Source organism: Planococcus wigleyi, from assembly GCF_014836985.1.
Taxonomy (GTDB): Bacteria; Bacillota; Bacilli; order Bacillales_A; family Planococcaceae; genus Planococcus; species Planococcus notacanthi.
This window is the reverse complement of record NZ_JACSPU010000003.1, coordinates 305001-328893: the sequence shown is the minus strand read 5'-3', so window position 1 is coordinate 328893 and position 23893 is coordinate 305001. Positions and strand designations below refer to the sequence as shown.

Genomic DNA, 23893 nt, shown 5'->3' with positions numbered 1-23893 from the left:
CACCCCTCTTCTATACTTTTTCATATAGCCAAATGCCATTTGTCATTTCGCGTCTACATTCTTTTTTGTGCCTCAAGTGTTCCAGATGTGCCAGTGTTTCTCCCACAGCAAAACGCATTTCATGAACGTTCAAAGGCCGCCGGAACAATGTTTCACATGCTTTGAAGATGGTTTGCGGCGCAGTGATTGCCTCCAGCGTTTCTTCAAGCCGCTCGTCATGGTGCCTCAACAGTTCATCGATTCGCTGATTGGCATCATAAAATGGGCTTCCATGAGACGGAATGACGAATCCCGCATCCAATTTCCTAACTTTTTTCAAAGACGCTAAGTATGACGCTAGAGGATCCTTTTCTCCATGAAACCAATACGAAATATTGGGTGTTATTTTAGGCAGAATGTGGTCTGCTGAAAACAATGTCCGGTGCTCTTCATTATAGAAGCAAATCATGCCGTCGGAATGGCCTGGCGTAGAGATCACCCGGTATTCATAGTGGCCGATCTGCACAAGGTCCCCTTCTGCTAAATACTGTTCGATTTTCGGCAAAGGCGATACCAAAGGCTTGAATTCTTCCGTATTCTTTGCCATCTGCACTGCCTGGCTTTCAGGAATTCCCGACGCTCTGTAGTTTTCAGGAATGGTTTCCAAAAAAGGATCTGCCCACGACGCCATTCCTGCTGCCGCATCCGTCTGGGTCATTCGAACTTTTGCTCCCGTCTTTTCCTGCAATCCACCTGCATAGCCGAAATGGTCCGGATGATAATGGGTCACCAATATATCAGTGACCTGTTTGCCTTGCAGCTTGCGTTCCCATAAAGCTCTCGTATAGTCATTGTTTAATCCAGCATCAATGACTGTCCACCCCTGCCCAGTTTCGGCCAAGAAGCAGTTGACGTGATTTAAACGAAAAGGCAAATCAATCCGGATCGCTTCAACTCCCAATTTTTCCAGCATCGCCGCAGTTTCAAAGCCATTATTTGATACATGCTGCGTCACGGCTTCAAAACCAGCTTCCCGATGGTTTTTCGCCCCTGCAACGAATGATGAGCCTTCGCTGCTTCTTCCAATGGATACGTACCGCCGATCGTCAAAATCAACTCTCCACTCTTCATATAAGTCAATAATTCACTGAAGCTTCGCTGGAATAATTCCGGGTAACGCATAATCTGTGGCAGAAAAAAGCCGATGACTGACTGGTTTTTGCGCATCAATTGACCAGGGTTGAATGACGCCTGTTCTCCGCTGGCTGCACCGAATATGACAAGCCTGCCGAATGGAGCTAAGCATTTCACCGTTTTATTGAAGACTTCACCGCCGACCATTTCCAGCGCCAAGTCTACGCCTTTACCGTCAGTAAGGCTCTTCACTTTTTCTACCCATCCTTCTTCCGTGTAGTTGACCAGGTGGGTAGCACCCATTTTCTGCGCATGAAATAGTTTTTCTTCCGTACTCGCTGTTGCGATAATTTTTCCAGCCCCAAAAATCTTGGCTAATTGGACGGCGATGGCGCCGACACCACCTGCAGCAGCGTGAATCAATACTGTCTCCCCTGGTTCCAGACGGCCCATGGTTTTTAAAATATGATAAGCACTTAATCCCTGCAGCGGCAGCGCCACAGCCTGATCAAAGTCGACGCCTTCCGGCACTTCTGTCAGCACACTTTGGTCGACAGCTGCATATTCGGCGTAGCCTGCAGAACCGATGAGCGCAACAACACGATCGCCCGTTTTAAACTTTTCGACGTTTCCCCCCACTTCGACGATTACGCCAGCCACTTCCGACCCTGGAATATACGGCAGTTCCGTCGGGACGACATATTTCCCTTCACGCCTCGCTGTATCTGCATAATTGACGCCGATTGCTTTCACTTCAATAATGACTTCTGTAGCAGATGGATCCGGCTTTTCAGCTTCCACGAACTGCAAGACATCAGGTCCACCGTATTCTTCAAATTTAATAACCTTCATCAATAATTCCCCCTAGCAAATATAGTGTTCCGCTTCTAATAAATCCTTAGCAATCTGCCGCTTCACTTTATCCATGCCCCCGTGCTGCAGACGGTTCAGTTCGTTTATCACTGCGGCTGTATTGCGCGCCAATTGATTTTCATCAGAAACTGCCTGGATCATTTTACGGGCCGCCATTTCCACTTCCATAAGTGTATCGCTCGCCAAAGCCTGGATCATCAACATTTTCAGCGCATGCTGCTGTTCGCTTTCTGTTGCCATTGCTTTCTCCGTTCTCATCACCGCAGATTCGAGAGCGTATAAAGCAATAGCGATATCCGCCAATGCCATCAGCACTTCCTGCTCTTCACCGAGACTGTTTCCGTATGTTTCATAGGCCATGCCAGTACAAAACAGAAAGATGCGGCGGATTGCCTGGACGGCTTCTATTTCCCGGGAAATAGGCGAGTTTGTTACGGCTTGTGGAGATTTCATTTCTTCAATAGCAGATGCTGTCAATTGCGGCAATGGCAGCTTACCTTTAGCCGCCTGCTTCAACAAATTCCCTGGAATCAGCAACCGATTGACTTCATTTGTGCCTTCAAAGATCCGGTTGATCCGTGAATCACGGTACATTTGCTCCACTTTATATTCTTTAATAAAACCGTAACCGCCATGTAGCTGCAGTGCCTCATCAGCTACAAAGTCGAGCGTTTCCGAGCCATGCACTTTGCAGACCGCACATTCAACTGCATACTCCATCAGCTGTTTAGCAATAAAGTCGTAATCGTCCGATTCATAAAGCCCACCCAGCGCATCTTCCAAATACCCCGCAGTCCGGTATTGAAGAGATTCAGAGGCGTAGATGCGAAGAGCCATATTGGCCAATTTTTCTTGAGTAGCCGTAAATTCCGCAATCGCTTTGCCGAATTGACGGCGTTCGCTGGTATATTTCAATGCTAGCTCCAATCCATATTTTGCTGCACCCATGCAGGCAGATCCCAGGTTGTAGCGTCCCAAATTCAAGACATTTAAGGCAATGATATGGCCTTTGCCTATTTCCCCAAGCAAATTCTCCACCGGCACTTCGCAATCTTCAAAAATGACGGATCGCGTGGAAGAACCTTTAATGCCCATCTTCTGTTCTTCCTGCCCAAGCGATAGGCCTGGGTGGTCTTTTTCAACGATGAACGCCGTAAAGGCTGTCCCATCAACTTTTGCGTAAACAATGAATGTATCGGAAAAAGCGGCATTGGTGATGAACATCTTTGTTCCGTTCAATAGGTAATGGGTTCCGGCTTCATTGAGCTTGGCAGTAGTTTTGGCAGAAAGCGCGTCGGACCCTGCTCCCGGCTCCGTCAGGCAATAAGCACCGATAAATTCCCCCGAAGCCAGCTTCGGCAAATATTTCTCTTTTTGCTCTCGCGTGCCAAAATAAGTGATTGGCAACGTCGCAATGCATGTATGATTGGAATGCGCTACGCCGTATCCTCCAGCTGAGCCCAGCGACTCGCCGACCAGCCCTTTGCTGATTTTATCCAGTCCAAGGCCACCGTATGCTTCCGGAATGCTATGGCCAAGCAGCCCAAGCTCTCCCGCTTTAGCAAACAGCTCCTTAACCAAATCGAAATCCTGGTTTTCGATGGCTTCATTGTTTGGCCGTACTTCCTTTTCAAGAAAAAGCCTTGCTGTTTTGGCAATCAATTGATGCTCATCCGTGAAATCTTCCGGTGTGAAAAAATCTTGCGACGGTTTGTAAAGGAAGGCTGCCCCTTTATATCCTGTGGTCTTAGTTTCCATGATGGCTTGCCTCCTTGATTAAATGCTTTTCCAGTTGTTGGCGGTTTGCTTCGGGTAAAGGCTCGCTTTTTTGTGTTTCGAAATTGAAATGGACACCGCTTGCCTGTCCTCTTGCAATCAGTTCCCCACTTTCTGCATCATTGATTTCGTGTACCACCTGAAAACTTGAGTTGCCGATTTTGCTGACTTCTGTCCGGACGACCAACTTTTGGTTGTAATAGCCCTGACTGACAAAGTCACAGGAAGCTGAAGCAAGAATGATCTTCCAATTCTTGATGTCGCGCCCAAAACCCAGTTCAGCGAAAAATTCAGTCCGCGCTTCTTCCAGGTAGATAAAATAGCTGATATTGCTGATATGCCCTAAGGCGTCAGTTTCACTAAACCGCACTTTTACCGGAATTTCATGTGCCATTGCATTTCCTCCTTTATCTTCAAACGATGCCGTTAAGAATCAGATCACTGTATATGTCCGCCAACCGATCCGCTGTAATCCCACCTGAGGGATTGAACCATTGGTAGCTCCAATTAGCGACACCTAAAATGGCAAATGCGATGATATCAGGATCAAGTCCCTGCCGGAATTCTTTTTGAACGATACCGTCCATTATGATTTTTTCCAGGTTTTTACGAAATTTTTCACGTTTGCCCTTCACTTGGAAGGCATTCTCTTCGCCCAGATGGCGCATTTCCCTAAAAAACACTTTCCCGCTTGGTCCATGTTTCGCGATGTCGGTAATCAATAAAGCGATGAGCTGCGTCAGTTTTTCACGATTGCTGATTTGCTTTTGCTGGATTTTCTCCTGGCGGTTCAGCAGATCGTCGATATAGCCTAAATGAATATCCATCAACAGTTGTTCTTTGCTTGAGAAGTAATAATAGAAAGTCCCTTTCGTGACACCTAACGCCTCGACGATATCCTGTATGGAAGTTTCACTGAAACCCTTTTCCTCAAACAGGAGAATGCTTTTCTGTTTGATTTCCGCTTTCATGATCATACCCCGCCATTCGTTTTCCCATAATTTACAGTGCGTGCATGCCGCCATCGACGATAACGACATCACCAGTTATATAATCAGAAGCTTTGGATGCCAGGAATAAAGCGGCTCCTTTCAAATCCTCTTCCGTGCCGAAACGATTCAATGGCGTTTGGGCAAGCAAGCCCTCCTGTCCTTTTTCCATCACCACTTTCGACATTTTGGTCGGAAAGAAACCAGGAGCGATCGCATTGACGTTAATGTTATGCTGCCCCCATTTGGCAGCCAAATCTTTCGTAAAAGTGATGACCGCACCTTTGCTGGTGTTATAGCCTATCGTATCCATCAGCGTCGGATTGATTCCCCCTAATCCGGCAACTGATGAAATATTGATGATCTTTCCGCTCTTTTGTTCAATCATCGCCTTTCCTGCTTCACGGCTCATGAGGAATGTTCCTGTTACATTGACATCCATCACTTTTTGCCAGGCATCCAGCGGCATATCGACAACCGGCGCTCCCCACGTAGCTCCGGAATTATTGACCAGAATATCAATAGAGCCGAACTTTTCAAGCGTTTGCTGAACAACATTCTTCACATCGTCTTCATTCGTGACATCACATGCCAGCGCAAGCGTTCCGGCGCCCATTTTATCCAATTTTTCCGCCGTTTCCTGGCAGGCCTCCACTTTTCGTGAACACACGACGACATTCGCTCCCGCTTCTGCAAACGCTTCAGCCATCATGGCACCAAGGCCACGGCCACCTCCTGTTACAATTGCCGTTTTGCCTTCCAATTTGAATAAATCCATTACGTTCATCTTCCATCCCCCTGTCTATTGATAAAACATACATACTAACTAGTTAGTATGTTCAGAATTCTTAAATTAATGTTACCGCTTTCAACTTCTTTTTGCAAGAAACGATTCAATACAAAAAAGCCGATTATTACTTTAAGTAATAATCAGCTTTTCAATCACTTGTCATCAGATTTTTCGGACTTGCTTTCGTTTTGTTGATTTTCCGCCTTGGCAGCATTGTCTGCTTTCTTAAAATCGTCATTGTAATGCACTTCCTGAGCGGCCTTCAAATCCAGTTCTTTATCCGCCAATTTTTCATGTGGCTCTTTTTCTTTGCTCATGACTCCCACTCCTTTCATCAATTGGTTTTCATCCTGTTGTTGGCACTTTTCCCGCGTGACGTTCATCTAAACCTCAGTTTTCTAGTATATGAGAAATCTTAAGAAGGTCGATGTTCCCTCCTGTTAAAACGACAACGGCCTTTTTAATTTCCATTTCATTCTTACCTGCCATGACTGCAGCCAAAGCCGTCGCGCCTGAAGGTTCTACTAGTTGTTTGGTGCGTTCCAACAAGAAACGGAATGCCTCTTTAATTTCAGTTTCAGAAACCAAGACCAAGTCGTCGAGATGCTCTTTCAAAACAGGAAAGGTCAAATCACCAGGCTGTGAAGTGCGCAATCCGTCCGCGATGGTTGAAGTTCCGGAAATGGCTGTGATTTCCCCTTTTTGAAGAGAGAGAAACGTATCATTGGCTGTCTCAGGTTCGACTCCGATAATACGGATGCTGGGCTTACTATTTTTTACTGCCGATAAAATTCCGCTGATCAAGCCGCCCCCTCCAACCGGCACAACGATGGTGTCCGCTTCCGGCACCTGTTCAAGAATCTCCAAGGCAACGGTTCCCTGGCCGGCAATGACCGCGGGATGATCATAAGGTGGGATATAGACCCCATTATTTCTTTCTGCCAATTGCTCGGCTCTCGGTATTCGTTCAGCGGAAGTCAATCCGCAATACTCAACCTTGGCCCCGTATGCTTTAATCGCTTCCACTTTGGCGCGATTGGCATCTTCAGGCACAATAATGATCGCAGGGATGCCCATTCGACCGGCGATATAAGCAATAGCCTGGCCATGATTGCCGGAAGACGCTGCTGTGATGAAACGTGCTCCAGCTGCTGCTGCTTGTTTTACCGCATTCGTGGCTCCCCTTATTTTAAAGGAGCCCGTCTTCTGCAGATGTTCCGCTTTTAAAAAGACTTCCATTCCGCAGCGTTCATCCAGAAGCGAAGACGTCAAGATCGGTGTTTGATGGATTGTCTCTTGGATTTCTTTCTGTGCTTTCTTCACATCTGCAAGGCTTACCATTTAATCCACTCCTTTGGTTCACTAATAAATCCGTTCTATTTTTCCTGTATCTTATCATAAACGTTCTTTTTAAATTGAATAATCAGATTTAAAAATCCATCCGTCATGCGGAGAAATTAATGCGAGTGGACGCTCTGCCGCCTATACTATAGAGTAAGATGGCAAAACCTCAAGAGGAGTGGACAAATTGTTGAAACGATTGGTGGTCACCGGCTATAAGCAACATGAACTGGGCATATTTGACGAAAAAAATCCAGGTGTCTTTTTCATTAAAAAAGCATTGGAAAATCGTTTTCGGGCTTTGCTAGATGAAGGATTGGAATGGATAATTTTGAGCGGACAGCTGGGTGTTGAAACCTGGGCCGCTGAAGTTGTGCTAGAGATGAAGGAAGAATTTCCGGAATTGAAATACGCTGTGCTTACACCTTTTCTCGACCAGGAAGGAAGATGGAATGAAACCAAGCAGGAAAATTATCGCATGATTATCGAACAGGCTGATTTTCACCGCAGCCTGACCAGTAAACCTTATGAAGCACCTTGGCAATTCATCGAAAAGAACAAGTTCTTCCTGCGCAATTCCGATGGCATCCTCATAGTCTATGATGAAGAAACTGATGGTTCCCCCAAATTCATCAAGAAAGAAGCGGAGCGTTATGCGGAAACAACTGATTATCAAGTTTTGACGATTTCCGGTGATGACCTGCGAGTTGTGGCAGAAGAAGAACAAATGAAGGAATGGGACAATTAATATCCCTCCTTTCTTTTATTAGGTTGACTATAAGTAAGCTTTTATGTAACCTTAACAACTATGTTAAAAAAATTACTTCAGGAGGAACTATGAAGAAAGCTTCGAAAGTCTTTTACATCACATTTGCGTTGGTTATCTTAACTGTCGCTTTCGGCGTTATTGCGCCTGAAATCTTTGAAACTGCCACGGGAAACATCCGTAACTATATCAATACAGCATTTGGCTGGTATTATTTAATGATTATGGCCATTCTGCTAATCCTCGTTGCCATCATTATCGTCAGCCCCTATGGAAAAATCCGGCTTGGCAAAGATTCTGATCGCCCTGAGTTTTCGACTTTCAGTTGGATCTCCATGTTATTCTCTGCGGGGATGGGCATCGGCCTCGTCTTCTATGGCGCTTCAGAGCCGCTATCCCATTTTGCCATTCAACCTGCAACGGCAGAAATCGGATCTGACGCTGCATTTAAGGAAGCTTTGCAGCGATCTTATTACCACTGGGGCATCCATATCTGGACGATGTATGGAATGGTCGCTCTTTCTTTAGCCTTTTTCCAATTCAGAAAAGGCGAACCTGCATTAATTTCATCAACATTGAAGCCGATTTTTGGCGATAAGATGAATGGTCCCTTGGGAACACTCGTTGACGTACTCGCTGTTTTTGCTACAGTCTTTGGCGTAGCAACTTCACTCGGCTTTGGCGCTGCTCAAATTAATGGCGGCATTGCTTATCTGTTCGGCGCACCTCAAGAATATTGGGTACAAATGCTGATTATTGGTGCCGTGACTATTTTGTTCATCGCTTCTGCATGGTCGGGACTGAACAAAGGAATCAAATACCTGTCTAATACCAATATGGTTTTAGCAGTTATTTTGTTGATACTGGTCCTAATATTAGGCCCTACTCTACTAATTTTGAATATGTTCACTGAAACTTTCGGAGAGTATCTCCAAAATTTAATCAGCCTGAGTTTCCAATCCGCTCCACTTGATGCAGAAAATCGCAGCTGGCTGGATGGATGGACCATCTTCTACTGGGCATGGTGGATTTCATGGGCACCATTTGTCAGTATGTTTATCGCCCGCATTTCCAAAGGCCGCACCATCCGTGAATTCCTGGTTGGCGTAGTACTTGCACCAAGCGCCTTTGCGGGAATCTGGTACGCTACTTTCGGATCGACAGCAATCAATTTTCAAAAAAGCGGGATCGATTTAACAGCTTTCCCTACAGAACAGACATTGTTTGCGATGTTTAACGAGATGCCGCTCGGCTTTATCATGTCGCTCATTGCCATTCTGCTCGTTACAACATTCTTCATTACATCTGCTGACTCCGCTACTTTCGTATTGGGGATGCAGTCAACACACGGCTCTTTGGTGCCAAGCAACCAAATCAAGATCCTCTGGGGAATTGCCCAGTCAATGGTGGCAGCCATCCTGCTGTCCGTGGGAGGCTTGACGGCTGTGCAGAACACCATTATTATCGCGGCATTGCCTTTCTCATTCGTGATGATCCTCATGGTCTTTGCGCTGTTTAAAGCACTGAATCTGGAATTGCAATTGATTAAAAACAAAAAGTAAACAACTGCCGTCTTCGGGATATTTCCGAAGACGGCTTTTCTTATTGATTAAATAGAGAAGGACTGGGTATAGATTAAGTAGACATTACACTTGGAGGTGTTCCGGATATGCAGACAGAAACCAAAAAAATTATTCAGGAATCATTGGATGCTTTGCTTGAAAACGATTCATTCCTGCCTGATTTGGCGGACCGCAAGCAGGCTTTCGCTTCACTGAGCGCCATTCTTTCTACACCTGACAAAATACATAAAGCCTTCCTGAGGGTCCCTTTGGATGACGGGAGTGTCGTTCGGATTCCCGCTTTCCGTGCACAGCACAACGATGCAATGGGCCCTTATAAAGGCGGCATCCGTTTTCACGAAAGCGTCAATGAAGAAGAAGTCATCAACCTGGCATTTCTGATGACTTTGAAAAACGCACTCCACAAAGTGCCGTTCGGCGGCGGCAAGGGCGGCATTGTCCTTAACCCCCGCGAATACTCGGAAAAAGAACTGAATCTCATTTCCAGAAAATACGTCCGCTATTTCTCAGATGTTATTGGTCCGGATAAAGACATCCCCGCGCCTGACATGGGTTCTGGCGAGAGGGAAATGGACTGGATGATGGCAGAATACAAAAAAGTCCATCACGGTACCCCGTACCTTGGAAGTTTCACCGGTAAAAGCGTTGTAAACGGCGGGTCGCTTGGAAGACGGGAAGCAACCGGAAAAGGCGTTTATTTCACATTCCGCTACCTTCTTCACGATTACGTGAAAGCCAACGAACAGCTGCTGTCCACCAGTGATAACCCTTTTGCCAAGACGACTTTGGAGCTCTACGACCGCCCATTGAAGATGGCTGTCCAAGGCTTTGGGAATGTTGGTTCCGTAGCTGCTCTAGAGGCTTATAAATGTGAGTTGATCGACCACAAAATCGTTGCTGTCAGTGACCGCAACGTAACCTTGTATAACGAAGACGGACTGGATATTCCCGCTTTGATCGAATTTACCAAAACCAACCGTGGAGATTTGCCAGCAACAGAAGAGCAGTTGCAAAGTGCCAGCATCAAAGCGGAAATAAAAGAACGCGAGATCCTGGTCACCTTGCCAGTAGATGTCTTGCTATTGGCGGCACTCGAAAACCAAATCCGCGAAGACAATGTAAGAGACGTACAGGCACGGATTATCATAGAAGGTGCAAACGCACCTACGACAGCTGAAGCCGACGAATACCTGAATGAGCAAGGCGTTGTTGTCATCCCTGACATTCTGGCAAATGCCGGCGGGGTTATCGTTTCTTATTTCGAATGGCTGCAAGGCCGTGAAACGCAGTTCTATACAGAAAAAGAAGTTTACCGGTTATTGATCGAAAAAATGCAGGAAACAATGGACATGATACTGCCGCAATACTATGGCGATCCATTTAACCTCCGCCAAAATTGTTTCATCCATGCTGTTATGAGGCTATCCACTGTGATTTACCGGCAAGGAAAGCTTTATTAAGAAAAGCGCAAGCAGCCGTTTAGCCTCGACAAGCGCTGGAAGCCTTATCGGTAATGGCGGTCTTTGCCATTGCTGGTAAGGCTGAAGCGACTCGAGAGGCTGGCTGCTGGAGTCTGGACAATAAGAAAAGCGCAAGCACCTAAAAGTAGAAAATGACTTAAAACGCACAGCCCTTAAAATTGGGCTGTGCGTTTTTTACTGCTCGGACATTCTTCGTTGGTGGGAAATTCTGTACGCGTCGTGGCGGAAGTTTAGAATACGGTCTTCTGAACATGCAATGCCTTCCGTAACAAGCGTCGGATCAAAAACAATCTCGTCCGCTTCCGGCGCCTCTTCCACGATCGCCAAATAACCGATCGTCAGCTTTTCCCGGTCGTCCGGCCATTCTTTTGTCGGATCGTCTGTAGGATCTTCCGGTTGCCCCAAAATGACATCCAGACGGAAATTCACTGGGCCTTTTGCAATCCGGTCCTCAATATCCGCTTCAAAAGAACCGACTGGCAATTTAACGGCATCGAGCGGCGACAGGGTTTCCACTGCTTCTTCTGGTTCCCACAAGTATTTAACAGGTCGGCGCTGGCCTTTTAGATCAATAAAATAAAAAGCATGGACCGAGTTATACTGGCCGGTCGCAAAACTGGCCGGTGCCTGCATTTTGCGGATGTTGTTGAGCATCGCTCCACTTTCCGGATAATCTTTCAGCAAGCCTGCCAGTTCCGTTATGCTGGGCTTGCCTTTCTTGAACGATTTTGCGACACCCAGCATTTCTGTGAAAATTTCGGGTGTTTTTGCAAAGAAAATGGGAGACGTGACACCCACGATATTGGTCGCCTCTCCGTTCGCCAATTCGAATTGGACGGCCATTCCTTTGACTGGAGACATTGCATCTGCCCATGTCGGGTCTGGAGAGAAATGCGAAAAACGAACAAAAGCTCTGCTTTCCCCTTTTTGCAGATGCGATGCTGTTGTCAACTCACTGGCGGAACCTGTCGCTGTAAAACGGGCTCGGTAACTTTTCCCTCTGGCATGGGCTCTTCGGTGCCCTTGATGTGTGCCAAATACCTTTTCAATTCGGTCAATGGCTGTTTCTGCTAACTGCGACTTTTTCATTCCTTATCACCTCTTCATGAGAATCCATACCCTGTTTACACAAGGAGTAAATCTGTATATCTATTTTTCCCGCAATATAATTTCTTCATTGGGATTGAATATTCTATATTAGAAAGGGAATACAAAAAAAGAACGCATCATACAAACTAAAGGAGGCAACATCAGTGGATTTCAAACATGAAAACAATAAATTCTCGGCTGTGGAGAATTCCGAAGAACTGGCTTACCTGAGTTATGTAGAAAATGGGGACGTATTGACCGTCGACCATACCGAGGTATCCCCTAAATTGGAGGGCCAAGGAATCGGCAAAAAATTAGTCTCACAGGTCGTTGAGTTCGCACGCAGCGAAAACAAAACAATCGATCCTCAATGCCCATTTGCAAACGGCGTTATTGAAAAAACACCTGAATTCCAAGACGTCCTGGCTAAATAAGAGAGCATCCGCATAAAGCGGATGCTTTTTCTTTTGTCTTTGTTTGAGAGTTTCACCACGGGGAACATGAACAGTAAAAAGGGGTTGGAACAGGTGAAGATATCGCTTGAGGAAGCCGTCAAAATGCATGCACAGCCCTTCCATTCAGTTGAAGAGTTGACGCCTCTTTTAGAAGCGATCGGCGACGCGAAGTTTGTTCTTCTGGGAGAAGCGACACATGGAACATCCGAATTTTATACATGGCGGGCAGCTTTGACCAAAAGATTAATTTTGGAAAAAGGCTTTTCGCTGATTGCCGTTGAGGGCGATTGGCCTTCCTGCCAGCAGGTGAACCGCTATATCAAAGGATTTGAGCGGAATGAAAAAAAGTCGGCTGAAACGCTTGAGGCTTTTACCAGATGGCCGACTTGGATGTGGGCCAATGAAGAAATCGCTGACTTTGTCAGCTGGCTGAAAAAGCACAATCAAGCAGCTTCCCAAAAAGTCGGTTTTTACGGCATTGACGTATATAGCCTGTGGGAATCCATGGAAGAAGTGGTCCATTATCTTTCAAAAACCAATCCGTCCGGCGGGGATAGTGAATTGGCAAAAGAAGCATTCGCCTGCTTTGAGCCCTTTAACCGGGAACCCGAAAATTATGCGGTGGCTGCCGCAGACTTTTCCAAGACATGTGTGGAGGAAGTGACAAAATTGCTGGCCTCTATACGATCGAACGAAGACCTGTACAAGAATGAATATGAAAGTGATTTGAATTTGAAGATCAATGCCTTAGTCCTGAAAAACGCGGAAGACTATTACCGGGCCATGATGCAAAGCGGTGAAATGTCCTGGAATATTCGCGATGAACATATGGTGGAAGCGATCAACGAAATTCGGGATTATCATGGCAGAGAGGCAAAAATCATCATTTGGGAGCATAACACCCACATCGGCGATGCCAGTGCCACGGATATGAGAAAGGAAGGGATGACCAATGTCGGGCAGATTCTGCGTGAACAAAACCGCTTAGAAGATGTTTATGCAGTAGGCTTCGGGACTCATTCCGGAACGGTCATTGCCGCTCCTTCCTGGGGAGATCCGGCCGAAAAAATGACAATCCCGCCTGCCACCCCCAATACGTGGGAAGATGTTCTGCACCGAACCGGCGCTTTCAATAAATTCCTATTGTTCCATTCGGAGAATTTCGCTCTTTTTGATCGTTGGGTCGGCCACCGTGCAATCGGCGTCGTCTATAACCCGGAACATGAAGCCTACGGCAATTACGTCCCTTCAAAAATGTCGCAGCGCTATGACGCCTTCGTCTTTATTGATTCCACCCAGGCACTCCGCCCTCTTTAACTGGATCGTCTTTTCTGAGCGTTATCTTTCGCCCGCAAATTTTAGAATGTTATGATAAAAACAGACTTATTCAAAGGAGCTGGACTATTCATGACTGAAAAGACACAACTTGGAAAAACAGGCTTATACATCAATCCGATCGGCCTCGGCATCAATGCTGTGGGCGGACATAATCTTTATCCGGATTTAAACGAAGACACCGGCAAAGAGCTGGTTCACGCCGGCATCGATAATGGGTTGAACTTTATTGATACTGCTTATTCCTACGGCTATGGCCGCTCAGAGGAATTGTTAGGTGAAGTACTGCAGGAATCCGGAGCTCGCCAGGAACTGGTGGTTGCCACCAAAGGAGCGCAGCGACGCCAAGGCGATAAGCATGTCACCGATAACTCACCCGCTTTTTTGAAGCAGACGGTAGAAGACAGCCTGAAGCGCCTTCAGACTGATTATATTGACTTGTTCTATATCCATTTTCCCGATAAGCAAACACCGAAAGCTGAAGCAGTCGGTGCATTGCAGCGCTTGAAGGAAGAAGGAAAAATCCGTTCGATCGGCGTTTCCAATTTCTCCATGGATCAATTAAAGGATGCCAATAAAGACGGTTACGTAGATGTTTTTCAAGGCGAGTACAATCTCTTGAAGCGTCAGGCTGAAGAAGATTATTTCCCTTATGTAAAAGAACATGGAATTTCCTACGTTCCTTACTTCCCTTTTGCGGCCGGCTTGTTGGCGGGGAAATACGATAAAAATAAAACTTTTGATGATTTGCGGACAAACATGCCCCATCTTCAAGGAGAAGAATTTGAGCGCAACTTGGAGAAGGTACGAAAACTAAAGAACATTGCAGAAGCCAAAGGTACGGAAACAGCACACATCGTCTTGGCCTGGTATTTGGCACGCCCCGAAATTGATGGCGTGATTCCCGGTGCTAAACGTGCCGATCAGGTATTGTCGAACTTAAGTGCACTCGACGTCCAATTGAGCACAGAAGAAATTTTGGAAATCGGTTCTATTTTTAAAGATTAATCCAAAAAAAAGGCGATCCTTGGAGGATCGCCTTTTGTTGATTTTTATCTGAATTCGCCATCGTTGATATTGTATAGATAACTCCAGTTATCTGCTTTATACAATTCATGGAACGTAATGCGTTCCCCGGTTCCAAGTGTCACTTCTTCTCCGGCAATTGCTACTACCATTGCTGTCCCAGTGTTATCGAGGTTCAAATAAACATCCCCGATAGACGGACGGACCGCATTCTTTTCACGCAACACTTCTTCTAGCTGAGAGTCCTGCTCCAGCTGTTCAGCTGAAACTTTTGACTTATCCAAGTAGACGATATCGTTGCTGCCCTGTTCTTCTCCAGACACCATAACGAGAAATTCTCTCGATTTCACTGTGTTTTGGCGAGTGGTGATGACATTCTTGCCTTCAACAGATTCCACTTTTTCGAATTCATTCAATGAATAATGATCCATATAATCAGGATCCGGTTTAGTGATTAAGATATAGCCGCCTTCTTCTGCCGGACGGTCTTCATGCAACGTGTACCTAGCACCAAAAAATAGGAAAGAATCCATATGTTTCGGTTTGTAGAACGTGACTTCTTCAGCCTTGCTGGCGACTTGCTCCATATCCTTGATGCGGAACATCAGCACCGACTTTTTAGCCAACGGTTTTACAGAATACACTTTGTGCAATTCATTTTGGTAATAGACGAATTGTCCTTTTCTTACTTGAAGTAATTTCATAATTTGCCCTCCGATACTGTCATTGCCATGGCTTCATTCTAGAGGAAAAATGGGTAGAAGTCCATGCAAGCACTTGAATTGTTTGGTATGCTACTATCACAAAACGATTAGTGATGGAGGTTCCTATACATGGACAACGAAAATAGAGACGAATACATCATAAAAAAATACCAGCAGGATGAAGAAGTGATGGTCCAACTTTTTGTTCAATGGTGCATGAACCATCAATTGGACGCCGCTGAACTATACCAGCGTGCCTATCCCGGACAATTGCAAAGCCCCGTTCTGTCTGCTGCCATCGAGCAAGCAGGTACAGAAGAACTGGAAATCGACCACGAAACGTTGCTCGATGTCCTGCAGATGTTTGGAAATGATGATCTGGCTTTTGTCGTTTCTGAAGAAATTGACAAGTTCCCTAAAAAATAAAAGATCGAGTGCTTGCGCACTTCGATCTTTTATTTTTTGCGTTTCCGCAGTTCTTTGGCTTTGTTTTCAATATAGCTCGTGCGCAAGTTCTCATACCGGTTGGATGCTACATTGCTGTAGATTTTATCGAACTTCGAATCATCTTCGACCGGTTCAGCGCCTTCCGCTTCTTCGGCTTCTACAGGCTCTGGACGTTCTGCCAATTCTTCTTCTTTTCTCTCTTCCACCACCATCAAACACCCCTTTGTGATTTTCCTTAACTGAATTTTCCCCTTGCTCAGCCCTTTGTAAACAAAAGAGGCGGCTTTCTCTAATGAATCGACAGCCGCCATTCTTTGTTAGACAGGCAGTTTCATGTCTTTTAATGCTCGCCCAAGAAATTCAGCAAGCTCGAGCATGCCAAATTTTCCAGCCACTGCTTCTGCATCGGCATTGTAATTCGTATTGGTGTTGACATCATACGTAAAGATTTCCCCTTCAGCGTTGCGGATAAATTCAATACCGGCCACATCAATTCCGTTGCTGCTCAGGAACGCTTCGTATTTTTTCAAGATCGGATCATCAAACCCATTAATCACTTGGAACTTCGGTTTTTCTTCAGCTTCTTCTCCTACCGGACAGAACAAGTCGTCGATGCGGCAGGCATCTGCTGGGCATAGTTCAAATCCTTCTGAAGTATCCACTTGAACTGCGTAGACAAATTTTCCGCCGACAAATTCACAGCGCGTGATAAAAGGTTGTGGTGCCTGAATATACTCCTGGATCAAGGTAATTCCATCAATGGACGGTTCAAATTCAGGGCCATCAACATATTCCTTCAACGCTTCAAGTGAATGGAACAAACGCACACCCAATCCTTTGCCCGCCCGATTATGTTTGGTGATGAATGACGGGACAGCCATTTTTTCAGCAGCTTTCAAAATCTGCTCTTTGCCGTTTGCCGCAATCGTTTTCGGCGTCCGGATTCCCGCTGCATTCAATGCCATGTATTGGTTGACTTTGCTGACTTCAAGTCGCAGGGCACGGCTGCCGTTAAAAACCGTACGGCCATGATGTTCCAGCCAAGCCAGCACAGATTCAGTCATTTCAGGCGCAAAACGATGCCCTCTAGTGTGCGAAGAAGCGCTCATACGACTGTAAAATACGCCTTCCGGCGGTGTTTCATTCAAATCAACCAAGGTTTCGTTAATAAACCAATCTTCATAAGGGAGCCCCAATTCATCGAGCCGTTTAAAAAGATGGTTAGTCCATTCTTCGTTTTCATGTATAACGTAAATTTTCTCAGACATGCCGTATCCTCCCAGATGTGAAGCGCTTTAAACGCTTTTCCTTATGGTGCTGCTCACAAAATTCAATCTTCTAGAATAAAATCAGTATACAATAATCCAAGATATTCTTACCAGTAAACTAGACTTTATCTTCTTCCCTGGAAAGGACCCTTCCATCATTTAGCGAAAGAAGCAGGCATGACAACTGCTGCGACTTCTCCTGTCGCACATAGCGCTTCATCTGCATATACTTTCACTGCCACTTTAAACTTTTTGGGATGAATCTCTTCCACAGTGCCCACTGCCTTCAAGACAACTCCATGAGGCGTCGGCTTCAAGTAATCCACATGCAAACTAGCTGTAACAAAACGCGGGGGTTCTTCCCCGCTCCCCGGCTCAAAACCATTTTTCCGGTGAAGTGCCAATGAAGCCGAACCTGTCCCGTGGCAATCCACCAGCGAAGCGATCAATCCACCGTATACGAAACCGGGAATCGCTGTATGCGCTTGCTTTGGTTCATACAAAGTGACTGTTTCTTCGCCGTCCCATGCGGTGCGGAACTGGTGCCCTTCTTTATTGAGGCGGCCGCAGCCGTAACACCAGGCAAATTCTTCTGCATATTCATCCTGTATCGCATTTACTAACTGTTTTTCCATGTTTTTTTCCTCATTTCATTGAAGTATGTAATCCAGAGACATTAACGCTTTTCATCAGACAAAGGAAAAAGCATGATCCTTTTCATCAGATCATGCTTTTCCTTTTTCCATCCCTCGAAAATCCTGAGGGATTTTTTGCACGCGGAAAATTTTATTAAATTCTTCCTACAAACTGTACATCTCTGACGAATACGAAACTCTCGTCATTGCAGTTTAGTTGCGCTGACTGTCACTTGCCGATAGGGCAATAAGGTTCACATATACATCTCAGTGAATTTTTTGGTTCTGCAGTCAGGCTTTCAATTGCACTTCCACAAAAAACTTACGGCTTACTGTTTGAAACACTTTCCGGATAGAAACCCGAATAACAATGGTCCCTGACAAGAGTGAATATCGTCAGTAAAGCAAATTTCCCGCCAAGGCTGTGCAGTTTCTCGTCTGAAGGCGATTCTGGATCGAATCCAGTCGTATTCTTCCGACGGTGATTCCGCCTTGTATTGTTATAGTACCCACCTTCTCCATAAATATAAACCTTTTTTTCTAAAATTTTTATTAAATTCTGAAGAATATTTTTACTTTTTCTTATCCAGCCTCTATACTGATAATTAGTTCGAATTCCGTAATACATAGAGGAGAGATCATATGGTTAAAAGTTTACCTGCACGTTCAGCTGTCCCGGTTGAAGAGACTTGGGATTTGTCGAGTTTATTTTCAAGTTCTGAAGAATTTGATCAGGCTTTGGAAAGCTTAGAGCAAGATGCAGATGCTCTCAGTAAAAAAGCACAAGGCACTATTGTAGATGCTTCTTCTGCCATTCAGGCTTTAACGGATTACGTGGCCTTCTTGGAAAAGTTAGTGCCGCTGAGCACTTATGCCAGTTTAACGATCAGCACAGACCAAACCAATAACGAGGTTCAACTACAGTCCAGCAAATTCGGCGCAGCCGCTGCCAAAATCAGCAGCAAGCTGTCTTTCATCAACAGCGAACTTCTCGAGCTGCCGAAAGAAACGTTGGAACAGGCGATGCAGGAATCTGAAGAATTCCACGTGTTTTTGGAGAAATTGCTGCGCCGAAAACCCCACCAGCTGCATCCGGAAGTGGAAAAAAGCCTTGCCGCCTATTCCTCTACTTTCAGCGCGCCTTATGGCCTTTACAACACCACTAAAATGGTCGACATGAACTTCGAGGATTTTGAAGTAAATGGCCAAACCTACCCGCTCAGCTATGTATCCTTTGAAGGAGACTGGGAAGCGGAGCCTAATACAGAGCTTCGCCGTGCCGCATTTGAAGCGTTCTCGAACAAACTGAAGGATTACCAGCACACGACTGCCAAAACTTACGATATGCAATTGCAGATGGAAAAAACAACCGCAGACCTGCGCGGCTATGACAGCATTTTCGATTATCTTCTCTTTAACCAGGAAGTGGACCGTTCTCTCTACAACCGGCAAATTGACTTGATTACCAAGGAACTGGCGCCGCATATGCAAAAGTACGCCAAGCTCCTGCAGAAAGCTCATGGACTGGATCGCATGACATTCGCCGATTTAAAGATTTCCCTGGATCCAAGCTACGAACCGGAAATAACAGTGGAAGAGTCCAAACAATATATCGATGATGCCCTTTCCATTATGGGGACTGATTATATTGAAATGGTCGATCGGTCGTATTCGGAAAGATGGATCGACTTTGCCCAAAATAAAGGCAAATCAACCGGTGCTTTCTGTTCCAGCCCGTATGGCAATCATCCGTATATTTTGATTTCCTGGACCGGCCGCATGAACGAAGTTTTTGTACTGGCTCATGAACTTGGGCATGCCGGACATTTCTATAATGCAAACCGCGAACAGAACGTCCTTAATGCACGTCCATCCCTTTACTTTATCGAGGCTCCTTCGACGATGAATGAAATGCTGGTAGCCAACCACCTGCTGAAAAGCTCGGGAGATCCGAAATTCAAACGCTGGGTGATTTCTTCGATTGTGGCCAGAACTTATTACCACAACTTCGTTACCCATCTGCTTGAAGCAGCGTATCAACGCAAAGTATACGAGCGGATTGATGCCGGACAAAGCGTCAATGCCGGAATTTTGAATGACATCAAGCGCGGCGTGCTGGAGGAATTCTGGGGAGATGCCGTCGATATCACAGATGGCGCTGAATTGACGTGGATGCGCCAGCCGCATTATTACATGGGCTTGTATCCATACACATACAGTGCCGGATTGACCATTTCGACTCAAGTGTCCAAACGGATTTTGAATGAAGGCCAACCAGCTGTCGAAGAATGGCTTGAGGTCCTGAAAGCCGGGGGCACTAAAACACCTGTAGAGCTCGCACAAATGGCGGGAGTCGATATCACAACCGAACAGCCATTGCGTGACACCATTGCCTATATCGGCGAACTGGTGGATGAATTGGAGCGTTTGACTGAAGAGATCGAAAAAGAATAAATTTAAAAAGCCGTGCGCCTAATGCGTACGGCTTTTTAAATTGTTGGGATACTTCTGTTAAGCGCCGCTTTTCATTGGAGTACAAAACATCTCACGATTTCCTATTGCGCCACAACAAAAGCTGTTCCACAAAGATGGCGATGATGGTACCGGTAATCAATCCGTTCGATAAAGTAGCAGCCAAAACTGAAGGCAGGTTCGCCATGCTTTCAGGCGGAACGAACATGATGCCGACGCCGCTCATCAACCCAAATGCCGCGACTTTATAAGAATGCTGGCGATTCTTTTCGTTTTCCAATTCAGTGAACGCCATTTCCACCATTTTGGTGAATACTGCAAAAATGACTGCATAAGCAACCGGTGCCGGCAAAGAAGCCAAAATGGCCATGAGCGCCGGAAAAAAGCTGATCAGCACAACAATGATTCCGCCGAAGACGAACGGTTTCAGACCTGGTGTCCGGGTGGCGCTGACAAATCCTGCCGCTCCCGAAATCGGCACAGGGCCGATGGAGGAAAACAAGCCTGCAATGATGTGATTGATGCCAGAAGCTGTTGAAGCTTGCTTAATGCGGTCTGGCGCTTCAATCGAAAAGGAATTCTTCAAAACGCTTTCCATCACACGGACAGACGCCATCATATTGGCGATCAGCAGAAGGGTCAAGAACAAAGCCGTAACGAACATCCCGCTGTCCCAAAGCAAAGGTCCAAAGACCAGCATTTCCGGCAACGAAACCAAAGCACTCGCCGCACCTTCCGCTTCCGGCGCTTTGCCAAGAATCCAGAAAATCAACCAGCCTGCAGCAATCGCGAACAGAATGGAATAGCGGCTGACCCAAGCCCGTTTGTGGCCCATGAAAAAGAATGTCAGCAAAATAACCGCAATTCCCCCCACCAGGATTACACCATCCACCGGATCGCCTTCTGAGACGATGCCCAATAAACCCGTTAAAATCGATTCGCTGATTTGGAGAACCAACAGCAGCAAGTAAACAAATGTGATGGTTGGCGTAAACAGGATCTTCAATTTATCGACCAAACCGGTATAAGCGAACACAATGAACAAGACGCCGCTATACAATAATCCGCTTTGCAATGCCTGCAGGGATTCTTCCACGGTGGCGTACATGATGCCGACCAAGCCGGCATAAACAATGAAGATTCCCCACCATAAGCCAGCAGGTCCTTCATTGATCGGCATCCGGTGGCCGATGGATGCCTGCACCAAACAGGCGATGCCAAGCACGAACATGGTCCGTTGCACAAATAACGCCGTATCTGCCGTATCCATGCCAAAGATGCTGGCAATTGCGATCGGTGCTGCAATGGAAGATGCAATCAGGAAGACCGCCCATTGCAGACCGCCAAAAATATTTTTCATAATCGTTGTCCCCACTTCTTCAGTGCCTCGTTTGCTTACAGTATACACCTATTGAAAAGCTCAAAAAAAGCCCTGACAGTTGTCAGGACTTCGGTTTCTCGCGAGCTGCTTTTTCTTTATTCACTTTGTATACTTTTTCTTGCGGATCCATGCGGTCTTCGTTTGGCTTCTCTGCATCAAAACCGTCTTTGTAGACAACCGGATAACCTTGTTCTTCTAATTGCTTCACTTGCTTGCGCGAAGCTTTAACCAATAACCGTACAATCAGCACGGATAAAATGAATATGATCACAACTGAAATAATTCCAGGGATGTATTCTGATTTGTCTTCAGGAAAATATAAAAAATCCATTGTGTTGATTCCCACCTTTAAACCTCAAGTTTCATTTCATTATACATGATTGAGGGTTGTGTTTTCTTAAGGAACGTGAACATTTCATGGCAAGTTAAGCTGATGCAAGTTTAACAGAAAAGCCGACTTCCAGGGAAATCGGCTTTTCTTCAAAACAATCATGGATTTTCAGAAACGACCGTAAAGCGGCTATTTTTATGTTCGCCACTTTCGATTTCATCTACTAGCGCCAGTGCATAATCTGCATAGCTGATATAGCTTTTTCCTTTGTTGTTCACAATAAAACCATCATCGCCTTTTTGGTAACGGCCTGTGCGGCGGCCTTCCGGATCAAAGAATGCCGCAGGGCTCAAGAATGTCCATTGAATTCCTTCCGATGCTTCTAAATCAGCCAAATTCTGCGCTTGCCCATTGGCAATCGATTTAAACGCTTCAGGAAACTCAGGGGTTTCAGCCAATCGAGTGGTCCGTGCTTCATCAACGAACAAACTGCCGGCGCCTCCCACTACAATCAGGCGAGTATCGGGGGCTTCTTTGAGTGCGTCGATCAAAATTCGTCCAGCTTCGATATGCTGTTCTGCTTTTTCAGGCGGAACACCAAATGCATTGACGACCACATCAAAAGGCGCCAAATCTTCAGTAGTTAAACTGAAAACGTCCTTCTCCAATACCGGAACATCCGGATTCTCGACTTTTTGTGAATTTCGGACGATAGCCGTTACTTCATGCCCTCTTTTCAACGCTTCTTTTAAAATTAAATTACCCGCTTTTCCTGTGGCGCCAATTATCCCTATTTTCATTTACTTCTCCTCCAGTCTCTATGGTCTACATACAAACGAACAGCTTCGTTCTGGTCTGAAACCAGTGAATCATGAAGAGCAACTGCCGTGGAACAGTTCAAGTAAATATTAGGCAGTCGTCACATTGAAACGATTTGCTGCTTGCTTTAGCACTTCAAATGAACGTTTTCTTTTTTCCTGATCGTAGATATAGGACACTGCAATCACTTCGTCAACCTGCAATTGAGCTACAAATTTCCCCAGCTGTTCGCTGATTGTCTGTTCATCGCCTTTGAAGGTGTATTGTGACATGCCACGCACCATCATTTCTTCACGGTAACTCCATTGGCCGTCCATCGTATCCAAAGGCGGCTGAAGCAAGTTCTTGCTGCCTCTCACAACGTTCAAATAGAACTGATCACTGGACGTCGCCAATTTCTCCGCCTCTTCCTTGGAGTCGGCAGCAACGACGTTTACACAGACCATCACGTATGGTTCTGCCAGGTATTCAGATGGCTTGAACCCGTTGCGGTAAATTTGCAGAGCCTGTTCCAGCTGCTGCGGCGCAAAATGTGCAGCAAACACATAAGGCAGACCAAGACTTGCAGCCAACTGGGCACTTGAGGTGCTTGAACCGAGGATGTAAACCGGCACTGCCGTTTCCACTCCAGGATGCGCCTGGACTGGCCCCTGTCCTCCAAGTGGCTTCAAGTAATTCTGCAATTCAACGACGTCCTGCGGAAAAGCAAATGCCGTTTCCTGCGTCGTTCTGCGGAGCGCATGCGCTGTCTGCATGTCCGTACCCGGCGCGCGCCCAAGGCCCAAGTTCAAACGGCCTGGATGCATGGTTTCCAAAGTACCGAATTGTTCCGCGACCACTAGTGGTGTATGGTTTGGCAACATGATGCCGCCGGATCCCACTTGAATGGATTCCGTATGTTCAAGAACTTTGGAAATCAAAATTGCCGTAGCGGAGCTGGCAAGTGTAGCTGTATTATGATGCTCAGACAACCAGAAACGGTTGTAACCTAACTTCTCTACATGCTGAGCGATTGCGACCATTTCATCTAATGCATCTTTCGTCGTTCCGCCTTCACGAACTGGAACCAAATCCAGAACGGAAATTGGGAATAAATCTATGGGTTGTGACATTTTTTAACTTCCTTTCATCCTTCGTATGCTCTAAGGATAAAAGGAAAATATCTGGTATACAAACTATCTGCCTGCTTTCAACTGAATCATGCAGAGAGGTCCAGCTG

25 protein-coding genes are annotated in these 23893 nt (G+C 45.9%); 8 read left to right on the top strand and 17 right to left on the bottom strand.

Features of this window, described 5'->3' with window-relative positions:
- Window positions 1–10: 10 nt before the first annotated feature.
- The 8 genes from H9630_RS10305 to H9630_RS10270 form a co-directional block, all read right to left on the bottom strand.
- Window positions 11–994 carry an MBL fold metallo-hydrolase gene (locus H9630_RS10305; protein ID WP_318247992.1) on the bottom strand — a complete coding sequence of 328 codons (984 nt, stop codon included), beginning with the start codon at window positions 992–994 and terminating at the stop codon, window positions 11–13.
- Window positions 991–1965 (bottom strand): quinone oxidoreductase family protein, encoded by a 975-nt coding sequence (locus tag H9630_RS10300; RefSeq protein WP_191715401.1) that lies wholly within the window; start codon window positions 1963–1965, stop codon window positions 991–993. Before H9630_RS10300 ends, H9630_RS10305 begins: the two co-directional genes overlap by 4 nt.
- 12 nt (window positions 1966–1977) lie before the next feature.
- Window positions 1978–3744: an acyl-CoA dehydrogenase family protein gene (locus tag H9630_RS10295; protein ID WP_191715400.1), complete on the bottom strand. Its 1767-nt coding sequence runs from the start codon at window positions 3742–3744 to the stop codon at window positions 1978–1980.
- A complete protein-coding gene (locus H9630_RS10290; RefSeq protein ID WP_191715399.1) occupies window positions 3734–4156 on the bottom strand; it encodes an acyl-CoA thioesterase in 423 nt (140 codons plus the stop codon). Before H9630_RS10290 ends, H9630_RS10295 begins: the two co-directional genes overlap by 11 nt.
- A gap of 19 nt (window positions 4157–4175) precedes the next feature.
- Window positions 4176–4733: a TetR/AcrR family transcriptional regulator gene (locus H9630_RS10285; protein ID WP_191715398.1), complete on the bottom strand. Its 558-nt coding sequence runs from the start codon at window positions 4731–4733 to the stop codon at window positions 4176–4178.
- Window positions 4734–4764: 31 nt separating this feature from the next.
- Window positions 4765–5538 carry an SDR family oxidoreductase gene (locus tag H9630_RS10280; protein ID WP_191715397.1) on the bottom strand — a complete coding sequence of 258 codons (774 nt, stop codon included), beginning with the start codon at window positions 5536–5538 and terminating at the stop codon, window positions 4765–4767.
- Window positions 5539–5693: 155 nt separating this feature from the next.
- A complete protein-coding gene (locus H9630_RS10275) occupies window positions 5694–5858 on the bottom strand; it encodes a YfhE family protein (RefSeq protein ID WP_191715396.1) in 165 nt (54 codons plus the stop codon).
- A 73-nt stretch (window positions 5859–5931) separates the two neighbouring features.
- Window positions 5932–6882, bottom strand: coding sequence for a threonine ammonia-lyase (locus H9630_RS10270; protein ID WP_191715395.1), 951 nt, complete (start codon window positions 6880–6882; stop codon window positions 5932–5934).
- A 187-nt stretch (window positions 6883–7069) separates the two neighbouring features.
- On the opposite strand from H9630_RS10270, the gene H9630_RS10265 reads away from it, so the two are divergent.
- The 3 genes from H9630_RS10265 to H9630_RS10255 all read left to right on the top strand — a co-directional run bounded on the left by H9630_RS10265 (window position 7070) and on the right by H9630_RS10255 (window position 10691).
- Entirely contained in the window at window positions 7070–7630 is a 561-nt protein-coding gene (locus H9630_RS10265; protein WP_191715394.1) for an SLOG family protein, read from the top strand.
- A gap of 89 nt (window positions 7631–7719) precedes the next feature.
- The gene (locus tag H9630_RS10260) at window positions 7720–9210 is read left to right on the top strand and encodes a glycine betaine uptake BCCT transporter (RefSeq protein ID WP_191715393.1); all 1491 of its coding nucleotides are present in this window, start codon (window positions 7720–7722) and stop codon (window positions 9208–9210) included.
- Window positions 9211–9317: 107 nt separating this feature from the next.
- A complete protein-coding gene (locus tag H9630_RS10255; protein WP_191715392.1) occupies window positions 9318–10691 on the top strand; it encodes a Glu/Leu/Phe/Val family dehydrogenase in 1374 nt (457 codons plus the stop codon).
- A 195-nt stretch (window positions 10692–10886) separates the two neighbouring features.
- Here H9630_RS10255 and H9630_RS10250 read toward each other — a convergent pair whose 3' ends face one another.
- Entirely contained in the window at window positions 10887–11801 is a 915-nt protein-coding gene (locus tag H9630_RS10250; protein ID WP_191715391.1) for a catalase family peroxidase, read from the bottom strand.
- A gap of 164 nt (window positions 11802–11965) precedes the next feature.
- On the opposite strand from H9630_RS10250, the gene H9630_RS10245 reads away from it, so the two are divergent.
- From H9630_RS10245 to H9630_RS10235, 3 genes are all read left to right on the top strand, one after another.
- A complete protein-coding gene (locus H9630_RS10245) occupies window positions 11966–12235 on the top strand; it encodes a GNAT family N-acetyltransferase (RefSeq protein ID WP_191715390.1) in 270 nt (89 codons plus the stop codon).
- Between the two features lie 66 nt (window positions 12236–12301).
- Window positions 12302–13573 (top strand): erythromycin esterase family protein, encoded by a 1272-nt coding sequence (locus H9630_RS10240; RefSeq protein WP_191715389.1) that lies wholly within the window; start codon window positions 12302–12304, stop codon window positions 13571–13573.
- Window positions 13574–13663: 90 nt separating this feature from the next.
- Window positions 13664–14599, top strand: a complete 936-nt coding sequence (locus H9630_RS10235) for an aldo/keto reductase (RefSeq protein WP_191715388.1) — start codon at window positions 13664–13666, stop codon at window positions 14597–14599.
- Between the two features lie 44 nt (window positions 14600–14643).
- On the opposite strand, the gene H9630_RS10230 is transcribed toward H9630_RS10235, so the two are convergent.
- Window positions 14644–15321 carry a hypothetical protein gene (locus tag H9630_RS10230; RefSeq protein WP_191715387.1) on the bottom strand — a complete coding sequence of 226 codons (678 nt, stop codon included), beginning with the start codon at window positions 15319–15321 and terminating at the stop codon, window positions 14644–14646.
- 129 nt (window positions 15322–15450) lie between these two features.
- Here H9630_RS10230 and H9630_RS10225 point away from each other — a divergent pair, with 129 nt between their 5' ends.
- Window positions 15451–15747, top strand: coding sequence for a hypothetical protein (locus H9630_RS10225; RefSeq protein ID WP_191715386.1), 297 nt, complete (start codon window positions 15451–15453; stop codon window positions 15745–15747).
- 29 nt (window positions 15748–15776) lie between these two features.
- Here H9630_RS10225 and H9630_RS10220 read toward each other — a convergent pair whose 3' ends face one another.
- The 3 genes from H9630_RS10220 to H9630_RS10210 form a co-directional block, all read right to left on the bottom strand.
- A complete protein-coding gene (locus H9630_RS10220; RefSeq protein WP_225218483.1) occupies window positions 15777–15980 on the bottom strand; it encodes a hypothetical protein in 204 nt (67 codons plus the stop codon).
- 105 nt (window positions 15981–16085) lie between these two features.
- Entirely contained in the window at window positions 16086–17036 is a 951-nt protein-coding gene (locus H9630_RS10215) for an ATP-grasp domain-containing protein (RefSeq protein ID WP_191715385.1), read from the bottom strand.
- Window positions 17037–17191: 155 nt separating this feature from the next.
- Complete coding sequence (locus tag H9630_RS10210) at window positions 17192–17671, bottom strand: PaaI family thioesterase (RefSeq protein ID WP_191715384.1); 480 nt, start codon at window positions 17669–17671, stop codon at window positions 17192–17194.
- 642 nt (window positions 17672–18313) lie between these two features.
- Between H9630_RS10210 and pepF the strand changes: the two genes are divergently transcribed.
- Window positions 18314–20125: an oligoendopeptidase F gene (gene pepF, locus H9630_RS10205; RefSeq protein WP_191715383.1), complete on the top strand. Its 1812-nt coding sequence runs from the start codon at window positions 18314–18316 to the stop codon at window positions 20123–20125.
- 91 nt (window positions 20126–20216) lie between these two features.
- Here the strand turns inward: pepF and H9630_RS10200 are convergent, their stop codons facing one another.
- The 4 genes from H9630_RS10200 to H9630_RS10185 all read right to left on the bottom strand — a co-directional run bounded on the left by H9630_RS10200 (window position 20217) and on the right by H9630_RS10185 (window position 23786).
- Window positions 20217–21503 (bottom strand): purine/pyrimidine permease, encoded by a 1287-nt coding sequence (locus H9630_RS10200; RefSeq protein ID WP_191715382.1) that lies wholly within the window; start codon window positions 21501–21503, stop codon window positions 20217–20219.
- Window positions 21504–21585: 82 nt separating this feature from the next.
- Complete coding sequence (locus H9630_RS10195; protein ID WP_191715381.1) at window positions 21586–21855, bottom strand: hypothetical protein; 270 nt, start codon at window positions 21853–21855, stop codon at window positions 21586–21588.
- Window positions 21856–22013: 158 nt separating this feature from the next.
- The gene (locus tag H9630_RS10190; protein WP_191715380.1) at window positions 22014–22655 is read right to left on the bottom strand and encodes an NAD(P)-dependent oxidoreductase; all 642 of its coding nucleotides are present in this window, start codon (window positions 22653–22655) and stop codon (window positions 22014–22016) included.
- Between the two features lie 108 nt (window positions 22656–22763).
- Window positions 22764–23786 (bottom strand): LLM class flavin-dependent oxidoreductase, encoded by a 1023-nt coding sequence (locus H9630_RS10185; RefSeq protein ID WP_191715379.1) that lies wholly within the window; start codon window positions 23784–23786, stop codon window positions 22764–22766.
- Window positions 23787–23893: the final 107 nt, after the last annotated feature.

Bases quoted from the DNA above. Each gene is read 5' to 3' on its own strand.
- H9630_RS10300 (WP_191715401.1), bottom strand. From the start codon at position 1,965: ATGAAGGTTATTAAATTTGAAGAATACGGTGGACCTGATGTCTTGCAG.
- H9630_RS10295 (WP_191715400.1), bottom strand. From the start codon at position 3,744: ATGGAAACTAAGACCACAGGATATAAAGGGGCAGCCTTCCTTTACAAA.
- H9630_RS10290 (WP_191715399.1), bottom strand. From the start codon at position 4,156: ATGGCACATGAAATTCCGGTAAAAGTGCGGTTTAGTGAAACTGACGCC.
- H9630_RS10285 (WP_191715398.1), bottom strand. From the start codon at position 4,733: ATGAAAGCGGAAATCAAACAGAAAAGCATTCTCCTGTTTGAGGAAAAG.
- H9630_RS10280 (WP_191715397.1), bottom strand. From the start codon at position 5,538: ATGAACGTAATGGATTTATTCAAATTGGAAGGCAAAACGGCAATTGTA.
- H9630_RS10275 (WP_191715396.1), bottom strand. From the start codon at position 5,858: ATGAGCAAAGAAAAAGAGCCACATGAAAAATTGGCGGATAAAGAACTG.
- H9630_RS10270 (WP_191715395.1), bottom strand. From the start codon at position 6,882: ATGGTAAGCCTTGCAGATGTGAAGAAAGCACAGAAAGAAATCCAAGAG.
- H9630_RS10260 (WP_191715393.1), top strand. From the start codon at position 7,720: ATGAAGAAAGCTTCGAAAGTCTTTTACATCACATTTGCGTTGGTTATC.
- H9630_RS10255 (WP_191715392.1), top strand. From the start codon at position 9,318: ATGCAGACAGAAACCAAAAAAATTATTCAGGAATCATTGGATGCTTTG.
- H9630_RS10250 (WP_191715391.1), bottom strand. From the start codon at position 11,801: ATGAAAAAGTCGCAGTTAGCAGAAACAGCCATTGACCGAATTGAAAAG.
- H9630_RS10240 (WP_191715389.1), top strand. From the start codon at position 12,302: ATGAACAGTAAAAAGGGGTTGGAACAGGTGAAGATATCGCTTGAGGAA.
- H9630_RS10235 (WP_191715388.1), top strand. From the start codon at position 13,664: ATGACTGAAAAGACACAACTTGGAAAAACAGGCTTATACATCAATCCG.
- H9630_RS10230 (WP_191715387.1), bottom strand. From the start codon at position 15,321: ATGAAATTACTTCAAGTAAGAAAAGGACAATTCGTCTATTACCAAAAT.
- H9630_RS10225 (WP_191715386.1), top strand. From the start codon at position 15,451: ATGGACAACGAAAATAGAGACGAATACATCATAAAAAAATACCAGCAG.
- H9630_RS10220 (WP_225218483.1), bottom strand. From the start codon at position 15,980: ATGGTGGTGGAAGAGAGAAAAGAAGAAGAATTGGCAGAACGTCCAGAG.
- H9630_RS10215 (WP_191715385.1), bottom strand. From the start codon at position 17,036: ATGTCTGAGAAAATTTACGTTATACATGAAAACGAAGAATGGACTAAC.
- H9630_RS10210 (WP_191715384.1), bottom strand. From the start codon at position 17,671: ATGGAAAAACAGTTAGTAAATGCGATACAGGATGAATATGCAGAAGAA.
- pepF (WP_191715383.1), top strand. From the start codon at position 18,314: ATGGTTAAAAGTTTACCTGCACGTTCAGCTGTCCCGGTTGAAGAGACT.
- H9630_RS10200 (WP_191715382.1), bottom strand. From the start codon at position 21,503: ATGAAAAATATTTTTGGCGGTCTGCAATGGGCGGTCTTCCTGATTGCA.
- H9630_RS10195 (WP_191715381.1), bottom strand. From the start codon at position 21,855: ATGGATTTTTTATATTTTCCTGAAGACAAATCAGAATACATCCCTGGA.
- H9630_RS10190 (WP_191715380.1), bottom strand. From the start codon at position 22,655: ATGAAAATAGGGATAATTGGCGCCACAGGAAAAGCGGGTAATTTAATT.
- H9630_RS10185 (WP_191715379.1), bottom strand. From the start codon at position 23,786: ATGTCACAACCCATAGATTTATTCCCAATTTCCGTTCTGGATTTGGTT.